The following is a 16,064-nucleotide window of genomic DNA, read 5'->3' on the forward strand; positions in this document are numbered from 1 at the left end:
CACCGCAGACGGATCTTCTCGTTTGTCTTATCTCCTCGTTGTCTGAATGTCTGTTTTTCTCCTCAACCCACCTTTTATAAAAGCCACCTCTATTGCACGCCATCCCCATAGAATGCCATCTCTATAGAATGACGGTACACTTCCTCCTTTACTCTTGCCGCCTTTTTCAGTCTCTGGCTCTAAAATTCTGAGTGGTGTTTTTCCCCAAGAGAAGTCCCTTTCACAAGAGAAGTAAAGCGGTTCAAGAAAATCATCTGCGCATTTCTTTGTCTTGAAAACAACTTGAGTCATCAAGCCATCACCAAAACTTAAACCACGCACCTTCCCTTAAGCCATCCTCAAAGCATGGTGGAAATGGATTTTATGCTTGTTTCAAAGCTTAAACCTCTCACCATCCCTAAAGCTTTTGTACTCAAAGGATCTCACCACCGCCCCTTAAAGCGCAAAAACTCCAAGATGTGCGTAGAATAGAATGCTTTATTTTCTCCTTTTTCTTCACTTTTCCCCCTCATTTTCACGATAGAGGATCATCGGTGTTTTTTTCTGCTCAACCTCTTCTTCCAGTTGTCGGATCATTTTCTTCAATTGACGGGTTACGATAAAAAGCATCATAAAAACAATGGGTAAGAATAAAAAAGCACAAGCCAGCATCCATGCCAATGGCTCTAAGAGAGCCGCAGAAAAAAAATCCTTCCTTCTCCATATCTTAACGATAACAGTGATAACTGTTGGAAGTGTCACCATAACGGTTGAAAGAGTGAATATTTTTTTATAGTCGGCCCAAACAAGCGAAAGCTGTTTTTGATCAAACAGACTGCTGCTTTTCATTTTCTCACTTTTTCATTTTTGGGCGATTTGTTCCAAGGCACTATCGCGCTCATGGAGCACCTCTTTCAACTCTTTTTTCACACGACAATAGAGCCGCGCACGCTTAATAAACAGATAATAAATGACAACAATGGGCACCCATATTAAGACATTTAAGAGCGTGTATAACAGAATAGAACATGCTGCTAATGTTATAAGACTACCGGACATTTTGTCCCCCCTTGCTATTTTTCATTTTGTGCATTCTGCATACGAATTGCCTGATCGCGCTGTTCGATCACTTCGTCTAACTGTTGAAGCGTTTCTCTCAATTTTCGGGTTAATTTTATCCCCATTATTGCCATGATGGGAGACAAACAAAGAATTCCTATCCATATAATACTCAACAGCACCATGATAAAGACAATGCTATCACTCTTCCACCATAGCAAATTTGTGGTAGAAAAAGCAGATTCTAGAAGAGAAAAGAGAATAAAGATAAAAAAGATTATTTTACATTCTTTTGCATAAAGGGGCAGAGACTCTTTAAAGTTGAGAAAGCGCATTTTTGCCTCAAGGGTCTTATGCGTGAGATTCTGTTTTTTCATTTCTTCCGGATCATTACACAACTGTTGTATGGCTTGCTTTTGTTGCGTCGTATTCTTTTTCAATTCTCGAGCAAGTTTAAAGGACACCCTCATATGCTTGATCAACAGGTAAGGAAGCCTGACAATGACCATAAACATTAAAATGACAATAATGAGTCCCCCTAAAAAAGCTAAATATTCTATCATAACGCTCCCTTTTTTTCTCTATCGCCTTGAGATGAAATCATCATTTTTATTCTCTGCTCAAGCAAATGTTTCTAATTTCTTCACTGTTTTTTTCACGCCATAATAAAGGAAACTATGGAGAATTAAAATGACAGGTAAAGTGAAAGTGCTACATACCAAAATAAACAAAAACGGCAGTGCACCAAGAAAAAACAAGGCCGACGCATCACTGTAGGGAACAGCCGTATATTTTATGAGAAGAGATAAAAAAAGCGAAGCACATGCGAGAAGCACAACCACAATGAAAGCTATACAAGAGATTATTTTATAATCTTTTCTTGAGAGTTCCAAAGATTCTTTAAAAGAACGAGCGCTAAACTGTGTTGCAAGAACTGTATTCTGTTCTCTATCCTCTACCTGATAACACCTCAAATTCTGCGCTGGCCCCTTTTTTAATTTGCACCGCATCTTAACTAACACGATTGTCCGTTTTATCAAAGAATAATAAAGTGCCAAGATGATCTTCACGGTAGAAAAGAGTACCGAAAGCAATGCAACATACATAAAGATTATTGTCCCTACAGTAATTAACCATCCAATGATGAAAGAAACGCTCACGTATCCCCCCTATAGTCTTGTGTTAAGAGATTGGTTATCTAAAGGTTGCTGCTCTGGCACTGTTTCCCACAGCTGCATCATTTCCTTCACGTCCCGTTTAAAGATGGCGTGAAAGATAGAAAAGAGTGGAAAGAAACCAGCAAGAGCCCCAAAAATCATTGACGGCATAAAACATACAAAAGCCCAAACACTCTTCCACCCCGCATCACGCAAATGTTCGATGATAGGATTTTTTAAAGGGTTTTGAAGACTTTCTCGCATCGCTTCTTGAAAATTTTGCTGCTTCATTGCTTGCAGCTGTTCTTTAGAAATTTGAAAAACTTCCCAAGGATCCATAGAGACAGCAGCAACAAAAAGCACCAACAAGAGGATAGCCAAGCAACAAATGATGACATAATCCTTTGTTGAGAGAACCATCGCTTTTTTAAAAGCGGCCGATTGATCCAACTCAGATTGCGAGATATAAGCCTTCTCCTCACAGGCTGATGGCTGTTGTGATTGATCTTTGATCATAGGAATAATCCCCCACGTCTAAAATACCCACGCTTTAATATCTGATAACACAAGAAACAGCGTGACGGAGTCGCTTAGCACTCTTCTCATCATGAAGCAAGCACGAATAGTTTTTTTCAGTCTTTTTTAAAATTCCTTGAACACCTAACAACAGAGCTTCTCTCAATGCTTATAAACGTGCCTTTTTCCCTCTTGATCGATCACACAAGCCCAGAGAGCCTTTCCCTAAAGGACACTGTTTTGAGAATACCCTCCTTAGAACACCCTCCTTCAATACCCCACTGGCGAAAAAACAACCGATGACCTAAAATGCCGCGACAGCATCCTTAAAATTTTTCCATTCTCATTTTAAAATTTCTTAAATGAAAAAGCCTCTCTTTTAACATTAGCAAGAAAGGTTTCGTCTCTCACAAGCCCCCAGCTTTATAAAAGCCTCTCTTCATAGACGCCTCTTTTCTCTTGAAGCCCCCTTTATCTCCAAGGATCTTTTCATACAGCTTCTTTGGATAGGACATCGCACCCTTTAAACGACAGCCCCCTACTCATGATGAAATCCATTAAAACAGCCAAAGAAACTTTCAGCCTCTATAAAGGATAGATAAAGAACATCGCCAAACCCAATCGCTTGATTCTTGAGTATTTATTTGAGCCGATAAGTGATTATTTATTTGAAAATAGAGGGCATCTTATGTTATAATGACGAATATGAATAAGGTTGTTTTATAGCGTTCTCTGTCCCTTCACTCTCCGGCAAAGCTCCTCTATAGAGGACCACCTTTATAAGAGGACTCTATGAAAGAATAAGGGCTTAAACAGCGTGATGGAGATCAAGCTTCTGGGTTCAGCGTTCAAAGATAAAAGCCTTATAATCCCTCAATACGCCCCTTATAATCCCCTAATACACCGATGAGAAGAGACAAAAAACTTATGCGAAAAAATAAGGAGAAGCCCCATGGAACTTTATTTTTTCATTCACATGTGACAAAAATTTCTTTTCACTTTTTCCAGAGACGTTGAAAAATCTGTAGAAAGCAAATCATCCGCGATCGCGGCTAAAAAGATAAAGATAAGCATGATGGGGGTGGAGTAAAAACAATATCTTAAAGATGATTTTTTTGCCCTACAAGGTTGCTTTGACGCTTAAAGGCTTCGTTTCTCCTTTGCACTATAACGGCTTATAACCTCCCAGTATTTTTTCGCCCCGTATTTTCTCCAAATGCTTTTTACAATTCCTGTCCCCCGCAACAGACAGTTTCTTTTTCATTCAAATGGTAAATTCATGGAAATAGGTAAAAAACGCGGTAGACCGAGAATAACCGGCAAACAAAGAGAACCCAATGGCCGTATTTCACGTGCCAAAAGCCCCAGCAAATTGACATCTCAATCAGCGCTCCAAGCAGCCATTGAAATGCGTGCAAAACACTTTGGTTTAAGCCTTGAAGAAGCAAAAAATCCGCTTGTGGGGAGCTATATTGGGCGTCTTTGTTTGCTGGGCTATAAAGGGGATTCATCAGGCATCAGTCAAGAGCAATATGACACGGCGCAACAATACTTGCAAATCAGAAACGACTATTTATGTGCCAAAGGTTTGCCAAACGGCTATTATGATGGCTTTAAGCACAGTGCTTCTGATGAGAAAGCAAAAAAGCAATGGGTTGAAAGAGCAACACAACGCTATGAAGCGATGCAAGAAGCGATTAAAGAAGCCCAAAATCTGCATCGTCAACACAACTTTCATGCAGCATTACAATATCTTGTTAGTGAAGATCAGCCCCTACCAACGCTTGTTGGCTCACTGCGCCTTATTCTTGATGCTCTTTATAAACATTTTGACTGTTCCAGCCCAAAGAGTATTCGCTAAAAAACACTAATGTCGTCTCCCCCTCAAAGGCTAAAGCTTCTAAAACCCTACGCCTCGTTTGTAAAATCCGCCTCTCAGAAGAGAGGCACTTAAGATCCACAAAGCGCGTACCCTTGTCATTGGATTTGCGGGGGGATTTGCGGGGCTTAAAGCACAATAAACAAGCCTCAAAAGCGCCCCCACACCTTTAAAAACATTACAGCCGCGCCCCAAGAAACAGACGCTCTCAAAGGACAATATTTTACGGTAGAACAAGATAGCCCCCTCTTCAAACACCCTTTTGTTGGAACAAGCCACTCTCATCCATCCCCCAGCGAATACAACAGCCGCGCCAGTCTCAATCGCTCACACACTCCTCTTCTCTCCAACACCAGCCAATCTAAAGGTTCCATTCCCTCCATAAACCACCAGTCGATAGAATTTCCCCTCCCAATATCACCATCAACAATCTCTCCACCTCACCCTTTCTTTCTCAAAGGAATGTTCTTTGCTCCATCAAAAAGCTTCATCAAAAAAACTTTCCCCCCATAAAAAATTTTCTCCCATAAAAATTCCCATGTAAAACAACATATTTTGTTAAGACAACATATTTTGCGAGATACACCCTATAAATGCGCTTTTTTCTTTCACTTTGTTTCCACGATAAAAAAGGACAAATCATTGTTTTTCTGTTGACAGAAGATGAAAAATCGTATTTAATGACAGGTGCGGTAAAGGGATATTTGCGTCTTAATTTCATCATTAAATCACCATTAAATTTTTATGTTGTGAGAAATTATGAGAGACTGTTTTAAAATCTGTTCTAAAACAGTGTGTTTTGCAACAATGTATAAAGTTGTATAAACAACAATGTATAAAATTGTATGAAGTTTTACTGTTTGAGAAGTTCAAAAGTTTGCTGCAAAAATTGATTGTTTGACGGTGTCTTTCGTCTTTTTTTAACTTCCAGCTTTTTTAATGATCTTTCTTTTGCCGCACCAAAAGCAAGAGAGAGAAAACTGGCTCCACGCCCCCTTCTCATAAAGCGCCCGCAACAAAACACCGCCCTTAACACCCCCCATTCTCCCCTTAAAACACCGATGCAAGCGATCACAGCAACGCAGAGTAATAAGCTAAACACAGCGATCTCCTTTGACGCATAGTCCATTTTGAGCTGCCCCACACTGCAAAGCCCCACACCACAAAAGATGAAGATCATTCCCATTGCTTTATAAAAAAACGACGCCTTTCACGCCAAGGTGCACTTGGGATTCACAAACAGTCCCCCTTAAAATTTTTCCATAAAGCACAATAAACAAGCTTAAAAGATTCCCTGCGCCCTAAAGCACATCACAACCGATTCCAGAAACATATGCCCTCAAAGGAGGAGTGTTTTAGAGCATAACAAACTAGTCCCCCTCTTCTGTTACCCCTCTGTTTAAAAAAACCACTCCCCTCATACACCTTGTTCCTACTGTTTCCCCACTGTTGATGATGTGCGACAACCTGAACACTTGAAATCCACAGAGCGCACTTCCCCTTTCATCCGAGTTGCGACCTTTAAAAAACCGCCAGCAATAAACAAGCTTAAAAGATTCCCTGCGCCCTAAAGCACATCACAACCGATTCCAGAAACATACGCCCTCAAAGGAGGAGTGTTTTAGAGCCTAGCAGGATCATTTGATCACAAAAGGTGAAGACGATCTTTTTAGGGCTTTTGGGGACTTTTTTGGGCAAAAATCCAAAAGAATGTTTTTAAATAGGCAATATTGGCTAAACGGCTCTTGTGGATAATCTCATTTTTTCACAGGGAGAACTGTTGAAAAAATGCTGTCCTCTCTTCATTGAAATGCGCTATGGGATAAAAATAACTTAAACTATAAAGATAACGTTGTAAACACCCGCCAATTTCCTCCAATTTTTACAGATTTTACAGCTGTAAAAAACACGCCGATTTTAAAAACGCAGAAAATTTCTCAATTGACCTTCTTATAAAACCATTGAAAAGATGATTTTTTCCTGAATTTTCAAGAAACAAAAGCTTTTTTTTCAAAACATCATTTTGTCAAAATGTAAGAAAATAATATCGCCTCTCGCTCCTCAAGAGAAAGGTTAATCGTATGAAACCACAAGCTTCACAAGAGGTCTCCCCTCATTCTTCAGCAACACCAGAAGGTGCAAGTTCTAATGATCCTACGGAAAATCTTGCAACACATTTAGAACACCCTAACAGCGCCAAAGAAAAAAATATCCCTTTCGATCGTAAAAAGTTAAAAGCTATTATTGCGGGCTTAGAAGATGACATCTTAACTGGCCGTTGGTTTACAGCTGATTATGCCCGTACAGATCTTCAACTGATGCCAGCCTTGGTAGAACAAGCAAATAGCAAGTATCCCGAAATGCATCTCCAACTGGTAACGTCATCTCACCACTTTGCCCTTGCCCTTAAAGACACACTCGAAAACGGCATTCAATCTTCTAGATTTATCATTTACACAAAGGATAGAGGAATCCATTTTTCAGTCATTGATCACCAAACCATCGATGACAAAACGTCCGTGGTATTTTTTGAACCGACAACACTTAACAATATGAAACCAGCGATGCTAGCATTAAGAACACAATTGGCCATTAAAGCGCATGAATTGTCCAACTGTTCTTTTGCTATAGCAGAAATGGATATTCAACGAAGCTCCTCTGAATGTGGAATGTTTAGTTTAGCGCTCGCCAAAAAGCTTTACCTTGAATCTCAAAAATTAGAAAGACTGCATAAGGATAATGTTCAGGGTGTATTATGCGAACCAGATACACCTCTATCTCCTGAAAAGTTAGATTCTTATCTTCCCGTCAGTTTATATAAACATGCGCAAGGGCGAAGACGCCTCGAACACTATCTCAAAACCAACCCAGAAGCCGCCCATGAAAAAGTCAACAAAAAAGGGGAAACTGTCACCGAGAGATTTGAAAAAAACTTAAAAGAAGAAGGGGGAAAAACTGTTTCTGTTTCACAACATAGAAAAAGAGCCACGGAATACAAAGCTTTGACAATGTAATTGTCATTGACGTTTTCCCCTCTTTCCTCTTCATCAAGCACAAAGCGCTGCTTCTTTATAGCTAAGATTGCGATAAGCAAAGGGGCTTTTGCGTTCGTAAAACAAAAATAGCAAGCAACTTGTCTGTTAAGAGCAAAAGGCTGTTATCCTCTCAAATGTTCTCTCAAAACCAGCCCCTTTTAAAACTGTATCAAAATTCCACAGCTCTTATTCGCCCAAAGCTCTTGTCCACCATGATCCTTATGTAGATAGACAGAATGCTGAACGAGTAAAATTATTTTGATGCTTTCGTCTTCAATCAAAGCCTATACCCACGCTTATTTTTCTGAGCGTGTCACTTTATCTCAAGCGCCTTCATGCCATCAGATCAAACAACCGCAATGGAGTACGCTTATCGTACCTCAACCAACAGCCAGTCCCCCCCAACAAGACTCCCTCAAAAAACCAGCACACGGAGGAAATCTCAAAACCACCCCCGCCCATCAGCTAAAGGCAAACACCACCAACCATTCCCCTACTTGGGATATCCACTTAGAATGTCCACTGGAGATACCATCACCAACCTTTTGATTTCATTAAAGTTTTACATCTCTTTTATTCTTGAAGCGTGAAAAAAATCATTTTTAATCTGTCGACCAGCCTCACAGTTTTGAGAGGCTTTATTTTATGGAGAAGCAAATGAGAAAAATATCACCAAAAGGGCTTTCACTCATTAAACAATGGGAAGGATTGCGTTTAAAGGCCTATAAAGATGCCATCGGGGTGTGGACAATTGGCTATGGTCATACCAGCACGGCTGGCAAACCGTTTGTTCACAAGGGCATGATCATCACAGAAAAACAAGCCGAAGAAATTCTTTCCCACGATTTAAGACAATTTGAGAATGCCGTTGAAAAAAATGTGACGGTTTCCTTAACAGATGAGCAATTTGCCGCGCTCGTATCGTTTTGCTATAATGTAGGAATAGCGGCTTTTTGCAAGTCGACTCTGCTCAAAAAACTTAATAACAGCGAATATGAAGCTGTTCCTTCTGAATTACAAAAGTGGACCAAAGCGGGTGGAAAACGTCTTCACGGTCTTGTGCACCGTCGTGCAGCAGAAGCAGGATTATGGGCAAAAGGGGCTTATGTTTCTCCCAATTATCAAACGGTTGAAACAAAAGACCCCATGGGTTTTCTCAAAGCCGAAGCACTCACCCCCATTATTGGTTCTTTTTCTGGTCTTGGAGGTTTATTGGCAGGCAATGGTCCCATCCAATGGGCTTTGGCAACCATCATGGTTTTAGCCGCTTGTGTTGGCATTTTCTTTGTAACAAAACGCTTTCAGGAGCAGCGCTTATGATGGAATGGCTGAAAAAAAATTTAATGATCACAGGAGCGGCTCTGACCGCTTTTTTTATCGCTTTAGCAAAAGCTTTTAGGCTTGGAAAAAAGCTTGAACAGCAAAAGCAAACAGAAAGAATGCTAAAGTCATCAACAACACGGCTTGAGGTGGAAAATGAAATTAATCAAAAAAGTGATGCTGATGTGCGCGCTGCTCTTATTCACTGGTTGCGCGATAAAAACAATCCATGAGCCTTCATCCTGCATGGGTTGGATGCCCATTTATTTAGAGCAAAAAGATCTCACAAACATCAGTTCAAATCTCGCCAGAGAAATTTTAAAACATAACAAACAAGGGGAAGGCTTGTGTGGGTGGAAACATGGCTAGAAAAAAAACAGAGCTTACAGAAAAGGAAAAAGAAATTCTCCAAGAAATCATCATGACTTATAAAAGTATAAAAGTGATGTCACGCTATACGAAGTGGATTATATTCATCATTTTCCTCTTAGCGCTTGATTTTTCACGGATTATGGATGCCTTGACAAGTATTTTTACACAAAAATCGAATATTCAGCTCTAAAATGAACAATGAAACATGAGACGTGTTCAATTTTAAAAAAACATCCGTTATTTTGAAAACACGGGAAGATTTTATAGATAAATTTTCACGTCTCATGAGAAAGTTTACACGCTTCACAAACGCTATTCTGTCATGAATTTTCAGGCATTAAGCAGCATTCATTTTAGCGGCACTAAGCGGCATGAAAAGGGATTTTTTTAAAAAGCCCATGAGGAAGAAATTTAAGCTGCCTCAAGAAAATATTCTGGGAAAATGAACATGCCAACGGAGACCGTTTAAATTAACATATTGATGGACAGAGAATTATCCGTATCATCGCGAAGCATTTTTAGACCATTCGAAGAGTTTTCTTTTCAATAAACGCATCAGTAAGTAACAGAAATCATATTATGCTAAAGAATACTCCCCTCCATCTTTTCTGAAGCCTAAAGGTAGCACCCTATAAGTTTCATACACTTCGTGGGAGCATTATACCACACACCGGCCCTCACAATCCTCACACCACGGCACCAACCACATACGCCCCCCCCTTAGCTTACAGTTTCGCGTTTTTACGATTTTACTTATTCACAGAAATCCGTAGAGAGCCGATGAACATTTCAAGACTATTGATTTAATCCCCCTTCAAACAAAGGCAAACGTAAAATAAAAGAAACAACGCACCATACCCCCTACGCCCCTCTCAAAACTGTGAAGCAATGGCATGATCTAAAATAATGCCTCCCCTCATAACGAGAACAATACGCGTTTTTTCATTGCTGCATCTCATTGCCACCTAACCACCTTATGGTAAAAAGCAGACAGTACCGCATATACCCCTTACTTATTTCTTCAGCGCCCCTCACACCTTCTTCAAATCTCACTCTTCCACACAACTTTCCAACCTCTACACTTCCGTTCACCCCTCTCTTCATCCAATCATCCGCAAACCCTCATGCTCTTGACAAAGCACACATCCTTTGCCTTTACAGTTTCACGTTTTTACAATTTTGCTTATTCACAGAAATCCGTAGAGAGCCGATGAACATTTCAAGACTATTGATTTAATCCCCCTTTCCCCAACTTCCCCCACATCACGCACCACGGCACCAACCCCATCGCGAAATGCGCTTGAAAACGCAATGTCTCTTCTCTACTTTTTTCTGTAAATTTATAAAATCGTAAAAACGTGAAACTGTAAAATGAACCATAAGAATGTGCGCTTTATAAGAAAAATGATGAGTGAGGGAAAAAAGATCAGGAAAAAGGCATAAATAAAAGGGATAAAAGATGGCATACTGCTCGTGGAGCCATCAGTGCCGTGGTACATTGAGAGCCATAGAAGCTATATAATATAGCTCTTATCTCATTTTATGCTTGTTAATTGTTTGAAGAGGAATGATACCAATCAATAGGCTTTGAGAGCAATGATGACTGAAATGATAGTGATCGGAAATGTCTTATTTTCTGTAAATTGTCAAAATCGTAAAAACGTATAACTGTAAAGTGAACCATAAGAATGTACACTTTGTAACCACTCTCCATACCACAACACCAGCCCTCACACCACGGCACCAGCCCTCACACCACGCACCAACCCTCGCACCATGGCACCAGCCCTCACACCATAGCACCAACCCTCACACCACGGCACCAGCCCTCACACCACGCACCAACCCTCGCACCATGGCACCAACCCTCGTACCATGGCACCAGCCCTCACACCACGGCACCAACCTTCGCACCACGCACCAGCTCTCGCACCACGCACCAGCCCTCACACCACGCACCAGCTCTCGCACCACGGCACCAACCCTCGCACCATGGCACCAACCCTCGCACCATGGCAGCCCCCGTACCACGGCACCAGCCCTCACACCACGGCACCAGCCCTCGCACCACGGCACCAACCCCCGTACCACGGCACCAACCCCCGTACCACGGCACCAGCCCCCGTACCACGGCACCAACCCTCGCACCATGGCACCAACCCTCGCACCATAGCACCAACCCTCGCACCACGGCACCAACCTTCGTACCACGGCACCAGCTCTCGCACCATGGCACCAACCCTCGCACCACGGCACCAACCTTCGTACCACGGCACCAACCTTCGCACCACGGAACCAGCCCCCGTACCGCAGCACCAACCCTCGCACCATGGCACCAACCCTCGTACCACGCAGCCGCTCTATCACGAAATGAGCTTGAAAGCGCAAGGTTTATTCTCTACCGTCTTCTGTAAATTGTCAAAATCGTAAAGAAGAATAACGGGTGTGGCAAAGAGGATCGGGAAAAAGGCATAAAAATGAAAGGGATGAAAGTGGCATGCTGCTTATGGAGCCATTAGGACTGTGATATAATATTGGGGACCATAAACAAAGACTATTAGAGAGAGGACGTTTAGAGTCTTCTTTTCCACGTGAAGGAAGCCACCCCCAAGAACGTGAAGAAGAAAAGAAATAGACAAAAAAAACGGGTCAAAAAGACCCGTTTCTTTATTATTTCTAGGGAAAAGAGCTTAGAAATCCATTCCGCCCATTCCGCCCATTCCACCGGCTGGCATTGGAGGCATTGGAGCCTCTTTCTTTGGCATTTCCGCAACCATCGCTTCTGTTGTAATCAGAAGACTTGCAATGGAGGCTGCATTCTGAAGAGCAGAACGAACCACCTTCACAGGGTCAACAATTCCCAAAGCAATCAAATCACCAAATTCACCCGTTGCGGTGTTGTAACCAAATGTGTCAGTATTATTTTCCAACACCTTGCCAACGATAATAGCCGCTTCTTCACCGGCATTGGTTGCAATTTGACGCGCGGGTGCTTGAAGAGCACGACGAACGATATTGATCCCCGCTTCTTGGTCAGGATTACTTCCCTTAACACTCAACGCACTTGCTGCACGCAACAATGCGGTACCACCACCAGCAACAATACCTTCTTCCACAGCAGCACGTGTTGCATTCAAGGCATCATCCACACGGTCTTTCTTTTCTTTCACTTCAACTTCCGTTGCCCCACCCACACGGATAACAGCAACACCACCAGCGAGTTTAGCCAATCTTTCTTGCAATTTCTCACGGTCATAGTCAGAAGTTGTTTCTTCAATCTGCGCTTTAATCTGATTAACGCGTGCAGTAATTTCAGCCTTTTGTCCAGCACCATCAATAATGGTGGTGTTTTCTTTAGAAATATTCACTTTTTTAGCACGACCAAGCATATCTAAAGTGACATTTTCAAGCTTAATGCCCACATCTTCAGAAATCACCTGACCCGATGTCAAGATAGCGATATCTTCCAGCATTGCTTTACGGCGATCACCAAATCCAGGTGCTTTTACAGCAGCAATTTTCAAACCACCGCGCAACTTGTTCACCACGAGCGTTGCCAAAGCTTCGCCTTCCACATCTTCAGCGATGATAAGAAGAGGTTTACCAGACTGCACAACCGCTTCCAAAACTGGGAGCAAGGATTGCAAATTAGACAATTTCTTTTCGTGAATAAGAATGTAAGGATCATCAAGATCCGCCACCATTTTCTCAGCATTGGTAACAAAGTAAGGGGAAAGATAGCCACGATCAAACTGCATTCCTTCCACAACTTCCAATTCGGTTTCAGCGGTTTTAGCTTCTTCCACGGTAATGACGCCTTCATTGCCCACTTTTTCCATGGCATTTGCAATCATTTTACCAATTTCTTCAGCACCGTTTGCGGAAATGGTCCCTACTTGTGCAATTTCTGCTGAAGTTTGGATTTTTTTGGCTTTTTTGAAAAGATTAGCCACCACTTCATCCACCGCAGCATCAATCCCGCGTTTAAGATCCATAGGGTTCATGCCCGCAGCAACAGCCTTAACGCCTTCTTGCACAATCGCTTGTCCCAACACCGTTGCCGTTGTTGTTCCATCCCCAGCAATATCGTTGGTTTTAGAAGCAACCTCGCGCAACATTTGCGCACCCATATTTTCGAACTTATCGTCCAGTTCGATTTCTTTTGCAACGGACACACCATCTTTTGTGATGCGTGGCGCACCAAATGATTTATCAATCACCACATTGCGCCCTTTAGGGCCGAGTGTCACCTTAACCGCATTAGCAAGGATATCGACACCGCGCAACAAACGCTCACGCGCTTCACGGCCAAATTTGACTTCTTTAGCAGCCATTTAATTTCTCCTTGGAGTTTTTTTCAAAATAGTACACAATGAAAAATTGAGCGCTTTTGAATTAGCCCATAATTCCCATAATGTCAGATTCTTTCATGATTAAGAGGTCTTCCCCATTAATCTTGACTTCAGTTCCAGACCATTTTCCAAATAAAATACGGTCCCCTGTTTTGACTTCTAAAGGCACACGCTTTCCGTTATCATCCAGAGCGCCATTGCCAACAGCAATCACTTCGCCTTCTTGTGGTTTTTCTTTTGCTGTATCAGGAATGATAATCCCACCAGCGGTTTTATTTTCAGATTCAACCCGACGAACAACGACACGGTCGTGAAGTGGGCGGAATTGTATATTAGCCATGTTTTAAATCCTTAAAACTGAACATAATTGCATTAATCTTAGAAAGTTCTTGCTAGCACTCTATGTATGTGAGTGCTAACACTCTCTAAGATATAAAATCGGCTTTTCTCAATGTCAAGGATAGCCATAAAATAATTTCTCTATAAATACAGCTTCCACGTCTTGCTTCTTCTTGCCATTTCGCGTTATCTAGCTTTTTTAAGAACCCGTGAACAAATAAAGGATCTTATCATGGTTGAAACACGTCAGGAAACGGATAGCTTTGGAACGATTTCGGTACGCCAAGATCGTTATTGGGGAGCACAAACTGAACGTTCTCTGCATAATTTTAATATTGGCAGTGAAAAGCAGCCTCTCACCATCATTTATGCCCTAAGCCTTGTGAAAAAAGCAGCTGCCCTTGTCAATATGGACAAAGGCAAACTTTCTCCCAAGATTGGCAAAGCGATTGTCACAGCGGCTGATGCTGTTCTCTCTGGCGCTTTCGATGAACATTTTCCCCTTTCTGTTTGGCAAACAGGCTCAGGGACCCAAAGCAATATGAATGTCAATGAAGTGATCGCCAACCATGCTAGCATGCTTTTGGGGGGCAAACTGGGCAGCAAAAAGCCTGTTCATCCCAATGACCATGTCAATATGAGTCAATCCTCCAACGATTCCTTTCCCACGGCGCTTCACATTGCCACCACGCTGCAAACACGCCAACATCTTTTTCCTATTCTTGAAGCGCTCATTACCACTTTCAAGAAAAAAGAAGAAGAATTTGCCGACATCATCAAGATTGGACGTACCCATACACAAGATGCCACACCCTTAACGCTTGCCCAAGAATTTTCAGGCTATCGGGTCGCGCTGGAAGCCAATCTTCATCGGATTGAAACAGCCCTTGCTGATGTTCAAATGCTTGCTCAGGGCGGAACAGCTGTGGGAACAGGGCTCAACGCCCCGAAAGGCTTTGACGTTGCCTTTGCTCAAAACATCAGCGCCCTCACAGGAATATCCTTTAAGACGGCACACAATAAATTTGAGGCGCTGGCTCATCATGGTGCTCTTGCGCATTTCCATGGTAGCTTAAATGCCTTAGCCGCTGATCTCTTTAAAATTGCCAATGACATCCGGTTTTTGGGTTCTGGTCCCCGTTCTGGCTTAGGCGAACTCAACTTGCCTGAAAATGAACCCGGCTCCTCTATTATGCCCGGCAAGGTTAACCCCACCCAATGCGAAGCCATGACCATGGTTGCAGCCCAAGTTTTTGGCAACCATACCACCGTCACCTTTGCCGCCAGTCAAGGGCATTTTGAACTCAACGTCTATAAACCTGTTATTGGCTATAACGTTTTACAATCGATTACCCTTCTTGGGGATTGCATGCGCTCCTTTGATATGCACTGCATTCAAGGATTACGCGCCAATCGCGTTCATATTCACGCCCTCATGGAGCGTTCACTGATGTTAGTCACAGCTCTTGCTCCAGAAATTGGCTATGAAAAAGCCGCTGAAATTGCCAAAGCAGCGCATAAAAATGATACAACTTTGCGCACTGAAGCCCTTAAAGCAGGCGTTTCTGGAGAAGATTATGACCGGCTGGTTGATCCCAAAAAGATGATCGCTCCCCAATAAAAATCCGACAAAGAAGAAACAAACTTCTTAACTCTTATCCCTCGAAGCCATCGGGGCGCCACGCCCCGATGATAGTTGCTCACAGTGTTTATTTTAGGTTCTCATCTCCATTTTGGCTCTGGTCCAAAGGAACTCTTGCACCAGAAATTGGCTATGAAAAAGTAGCTAGAATTGCCAAAGCAGCGCATAAAAATGATACAACTTTGTGCACCAAAGCCCTTAAAGCCAAGTGTTTTTAGGAGAAGATTATGACCGGCGGGTTGATCCCAAAAAGATGATCGCTTCCCAATAAGAATCCGACAAAGATAATATAGTGTTATTAAACTTGAATGAGAGTCCTGAAAATTGTAAGATTTTTTCATTTTAAATCCCTTTATATTGGTTGAAACAATCAAAATCACTTGCTGGCACATCACAAGCGAAATGTGTGGGTGG

General features: G+C 42.2%; 18 protein-coding genes. 7 read left to right on the top strand and 11 right to left on the bottom strand.

Translation table 11 applies throughout. The features are described 5' to 3' along the window. Positions 1-27: 27 nt before the first annotated feature. The 6 genes from NNJ73_RS01645 to NNJ73_RS01670 all read right to left on the bottom strand — a co-directional run bounded on the left by NNJ73_RS01645 (position 28) and on the right by NNJ73_RS01670 (position 2,711). Complete coding sequence (locus NNJ73_RS01645) at positions 28-321, bottom strand: hypothetical protein (RefSeq protein WP_254492409.1); 294 nt, start codon at positions 319-321, stop codon at positions 28-30. A gap of 174 nt (positions 322-495) precedes the next feature. Next, positions 496-828 carry a hypothetical protein gene (locus NNJ73_RS01650; RefSeq protein WP_254492410.1) on the bottom strand — a complete coding sequence of 111 codons (333 nt, stop codon included), beginning with the start codon at positions 826-828 and terminating at the stop codon, positions 496-498. A gap of 12 nt (positions 829-840) precedes the next feature. Continuing rightward, the gene (locus NNJ73_RS01655) at positions 841-1,038 is read right to left on the bottom strand and encodes a hypothetical protein (RefSeq protein ID WP_254492411.1); all 198 of its coding nucleotides are present in this window, start codon (positions 1,036-1,038) and stop codon (positions 841-843) included. Positions 1,039-1,052: 14 nt separating this feature from the next. Beyond that, the gene (locus NNJ73_RS01660) at positions 1,053-1,601 is read right to left on the bottom strand and encodes a hypothetical protein (protein ID WP_254492412.1); all 549 of its coding nucleotides are present in this window, start codon (positions 1,599-1,601) and stop codon (positions 1,053-1,055) included. Between the two features lie 57 nt (positions 1,602-1,658). Continuing rightward, positions 1,659-2,198, bottom strand: a complete 540-nt coding sequence (locus NNJ73_RS01665; RefSeq protein ID WP_254492413.1) for a hypothetical protein — start codon at positions 2,196-2,198, stop codon at positions 1,659-1,661. A gap of 9 nt (positions 2,199-2,207) precedes the next feature. Continuing rightward, the gene (locus NNJ73_RS01670) at positions 2,208-2,711 is read right to left on the bottom strand and encodes a hypothetical protein (RefSeq protein WP_254492414.1); all 504 of its coding nucleotides are present in this window, start codon (positions 2,709-2,711) and stop codon (positions 2,208-2,210) included. A gap of 1,279 nt (positions 2,712-3,990) precedes the next feature. Here NNJ73_RS01670 and NNJ73_RS01675 point away from each other — a divergent pair. Next, positions 3,991-4,572 (top strand): hypothetical protein, encoded by a 582-nt coding sequence (locus NNJ73_RS01675; protein WP_254492415.1) that lies wholly within the window; start codon positions 3,991-3,993, stop codon positions 4,570-4,572. Between the two features lie 871 nt (positions 4,573-5,443). Here the strand turns inward: NNJ73_RS01675 and NNJ73_RS01680 are convergent. Further along, the gene (locus tag NNJ73_RS01680) at positions 5,444-5,770 is read right to left on the bottom strand and encodes a hypothetical protein (RefSeq protein ID WP_254492416.1); all 327 of its coding nucleotides are present in this window, start codon (positions 5,768-5,770) and stop codon (positions 5,444-5,446) included. Between the two features lie 901 nt (positions 5,771-6,671). On the opposite strand from NNJ73_RS01680, the gene NNJ73_RS01685 reads away from it, so the two are divergent. The 5 genes from NNJ73_RS01685 (at position 6,672) to NNJ73_RS01710 (ending at position 9,507) form a co-directional block, all read left to right on the top strand. Next, the gene (locus NNJ73_RS01685) at positions 6,672-7,604 is read left to right on the top strand and encodes a YopJ/AvrA family T3SS effector serine/threonine acetyltransferase (protein ID WP_254492417.1); all 933 of its coding nucleotides are present in this window, start codon (positions 6,672-6,674) and stop codon (positions 7,602-7,604) included. A gap of 282 nt (positions 7,605-7,886) precedes the next feature. Beyond that, positions 7,887-8,174, top strand: a complete 288-nt coding sequence (locus NNJ73_RS01690; RefSeq protein ID WP_254492418.1) for a hypothetical protein — start codon at positions 7,887-7,889, stop codon at positions 8,172-8,174. A 108-nt stretch (positions 8,175-8,282) separates the two neighbouring features. Then, on the top strand, positions 8,283-8,945 hold the full coding sequence (locus NNJ73_RS01695; protein WP_254492419.1) for a lysozyme: 663 nt from the start codon (positions 8,283-8,285) through the stop codon (positions 8,943-8,945). Further along, complete coding sequence (locus NNJ73_RS01700; RefSeq protein ID WP_254492420.1) at positions 8,942-9,178, top strand: hypothetical protein; 237 nt, start codon at positions 8,942-8,944, stop codon at positions 9,176-9,178. The genes NNJ73_RS01695 and NNJ73_RS01700 overlap by 4 nt, the downstream gene beginning before the upstream one ends. 128 nt (positions 9,179-9,306) lie before the next feature. Beyond that, entirely contained in the window at positions 9,307-9,507 is a 201-nt protein-coding gene (locus tag NNJ73_RS01710) for a hypothetical protein (RefSeq protein ID WP_254492422.1), read from the top strand. Positions 9,508-11,126: 1,619 nt separating this feature from the next. On the opposite strand, the gene NNJ73_RS01715 is transcribed toward NNJ73_RS01710, so the two are convergent. The 4 genes from NNJ73_RS01715 to groES form a co-directional block, all read right to left on the bottom strand. Continuing rightward, entirely contained in the window at positions 11,127-11,453 is a 327-nt protein-coding gene (locus NNJ73_RS01715; protein WP_254492423.1) for a hypothetical protein, read from the bottom strand. Then, positions 11,360-11,668 (bottom strand): hypothetical protein, encoded by a 309-nt coding sequence (locus NNJ73_RS01720; protein WP_254492424.1) that lies wholly within the window; start codon positions 11,666-11,668, stop codon positions 11,360-11,362. Before NNJ73_RS01720 ends, NNJ73_RS01715 begins: the two co-directional genes overlap by 94 nt. Positions 11,669-12,007: 339 nt before the next feature. Further along, positions 12,008-13,651 (bottom strand): chaperonin GroEL, encoded by a 1,644-nt coding sequence (groL, locus tag NNJ73_RS01725; RefSeq protein ID WP_254475537.1) that lies wholly within the window; start codon positions 13,649-13,651, stop codon positions 12,008-12,010. Between the two features lie 61 nt (positions 13,652-13,712). Continuing rightward, positions 13,713-14,009, bottom strand: a complete 297-nt coding sequence (gene groES, locus NNJ73_RS01730; RefSeq protein ID WP_005774667.1) for a co-chaperone GroES — start codon at positions 14,007-14,009, stop codon at positions 13,713-13,715. Positions 14,010-14,240: 231 nt separating this feature from the next. On the opposite strand from groES, the gene fumC reads away from it, so the two are divergent. Beyond that, positions 14,241-15,629 (top strand): class II fumarate hydratase, encoded by a 1,389-nt coding sequence (fumC, locus tag NNJ73_RS01735; RefSeq protein WP_254475541.1) that lies wholly within the window; start codon positions 14,241-14,243, stop codon positions 15,627-15,629. Positions 15,630-16,064 lie beyond the last annotated feature (435 nt).

Origin of the sequence: Bartonella sp. B1099 (genome assembly GCF_944801835.1) — a bacterium.
GTDB lineage: Bacteria > Pseudomonadota > Alphaproteobacteria > Rhizobiales > Rhizobiaceae > Bartonella.

Excerpts from the sequence above, each read along its gene's own strand:
- NNJ73_RS01690 (WP_254492418.1), top strand. The coding sequence starts at position 7,887 with ATGCTTTCGTCTTCAATCAAAGCCTATACCCACGCTTATTTTTCTGAG.
- groL (WP_254475537.1), bottom strand. The coding sequence starts at position 13,651 with ATGGCTGCTAAAGAAGTCAAATTTGGCCGTGAAGCGCGTGAGCGTTTG.
- NNJ73_RS01680 (WP_254492416.1), bottom strand. The coding sequence starts at position 5,770 with ATGATCTTCATCTTTTGTGGTGTGGGGCTTTGCAGTGTGGGGCAGCTC.
- NNJ73_RS01700 (WP_254492420.1), top strand. The coding sequence starts at position 8,942 with ATGATGGAATGGCTGAAAAAAAATTTAATGATCACAGGAGCGGCTCTG.
- fumC (WP_254475541.1), top strand. The coding sequence starts at position 14,241 with ATGGTTGAAACACGTCAGGAAACGGATAGCTTTGGAACGATTTCGGTA.
- NNJ73_RS01650 (WP_254492410.1), bottom strand. The coding sequence starts at position 828 with ATGAAAAGCAGCAGTCTGTTTGATCAAAAACAGCTTTCGCTTGTTTGG.
- NNJ73_RS01685 (WP_254492417.1), top strand. The coding sequence starts at position 6,672 with ATGAAACCACAAGCTTCACAAGAGGTCTCCCCTCATTCTTCAGCAACA.
- NNJ73_RS01710 (WP_254492422.1), top strand. The coding sequence starts at position 9,307 with ATGGCTAGAAAAAAAACAGAGCTTACAGAAAAGGAAAAAGAAATTCTC.
- NNJ73_RS01655 (WP_254492411.1), bottom strand. The coding sequence starts at position 1,038 with ATGTCCGGTAGTCTTATAACATTAGCAGCATGTTCTATTCTGTTATAC.
- groES (WP_005774667.1), bottom strand. The coding sequence starts at position 14,009 with ATGGCTAATATACAATTCCGCCCACTTCACGACCGTGTCGTTGTTCGT.
- NNJ73_RS01670 (WP_254492414.1), bottom strand. The coding sequence starts at position 2,711 with ATGATCAAAGATCAATCACAACAGCCATCAGCCTGTGAGGAGAAGGCT.
- NNJ73_RS01660 (WP_254492412.1), bottom strand. The coding sequence starts at position 1,601 with ATGATAGAATATTTAGCTTTTTTAGGGGGACTCATTATTGTCATTTTA.
- NNJ73_RS01675 (WP_254492415.1), top strand. The coding sequence starts at position 3,991 with ATGGAAATAGGTAAAAAACGCGGTAGACCGAGAATAACCGGCAAACAA.
- NNJ73_RS01695 (WP_254492419.1), top strand. The coding sequence starts at position 8,283 with ATGAGAAAAATATCACCAAAAGGGCTTTCACTCATTAAACAATGGGAA.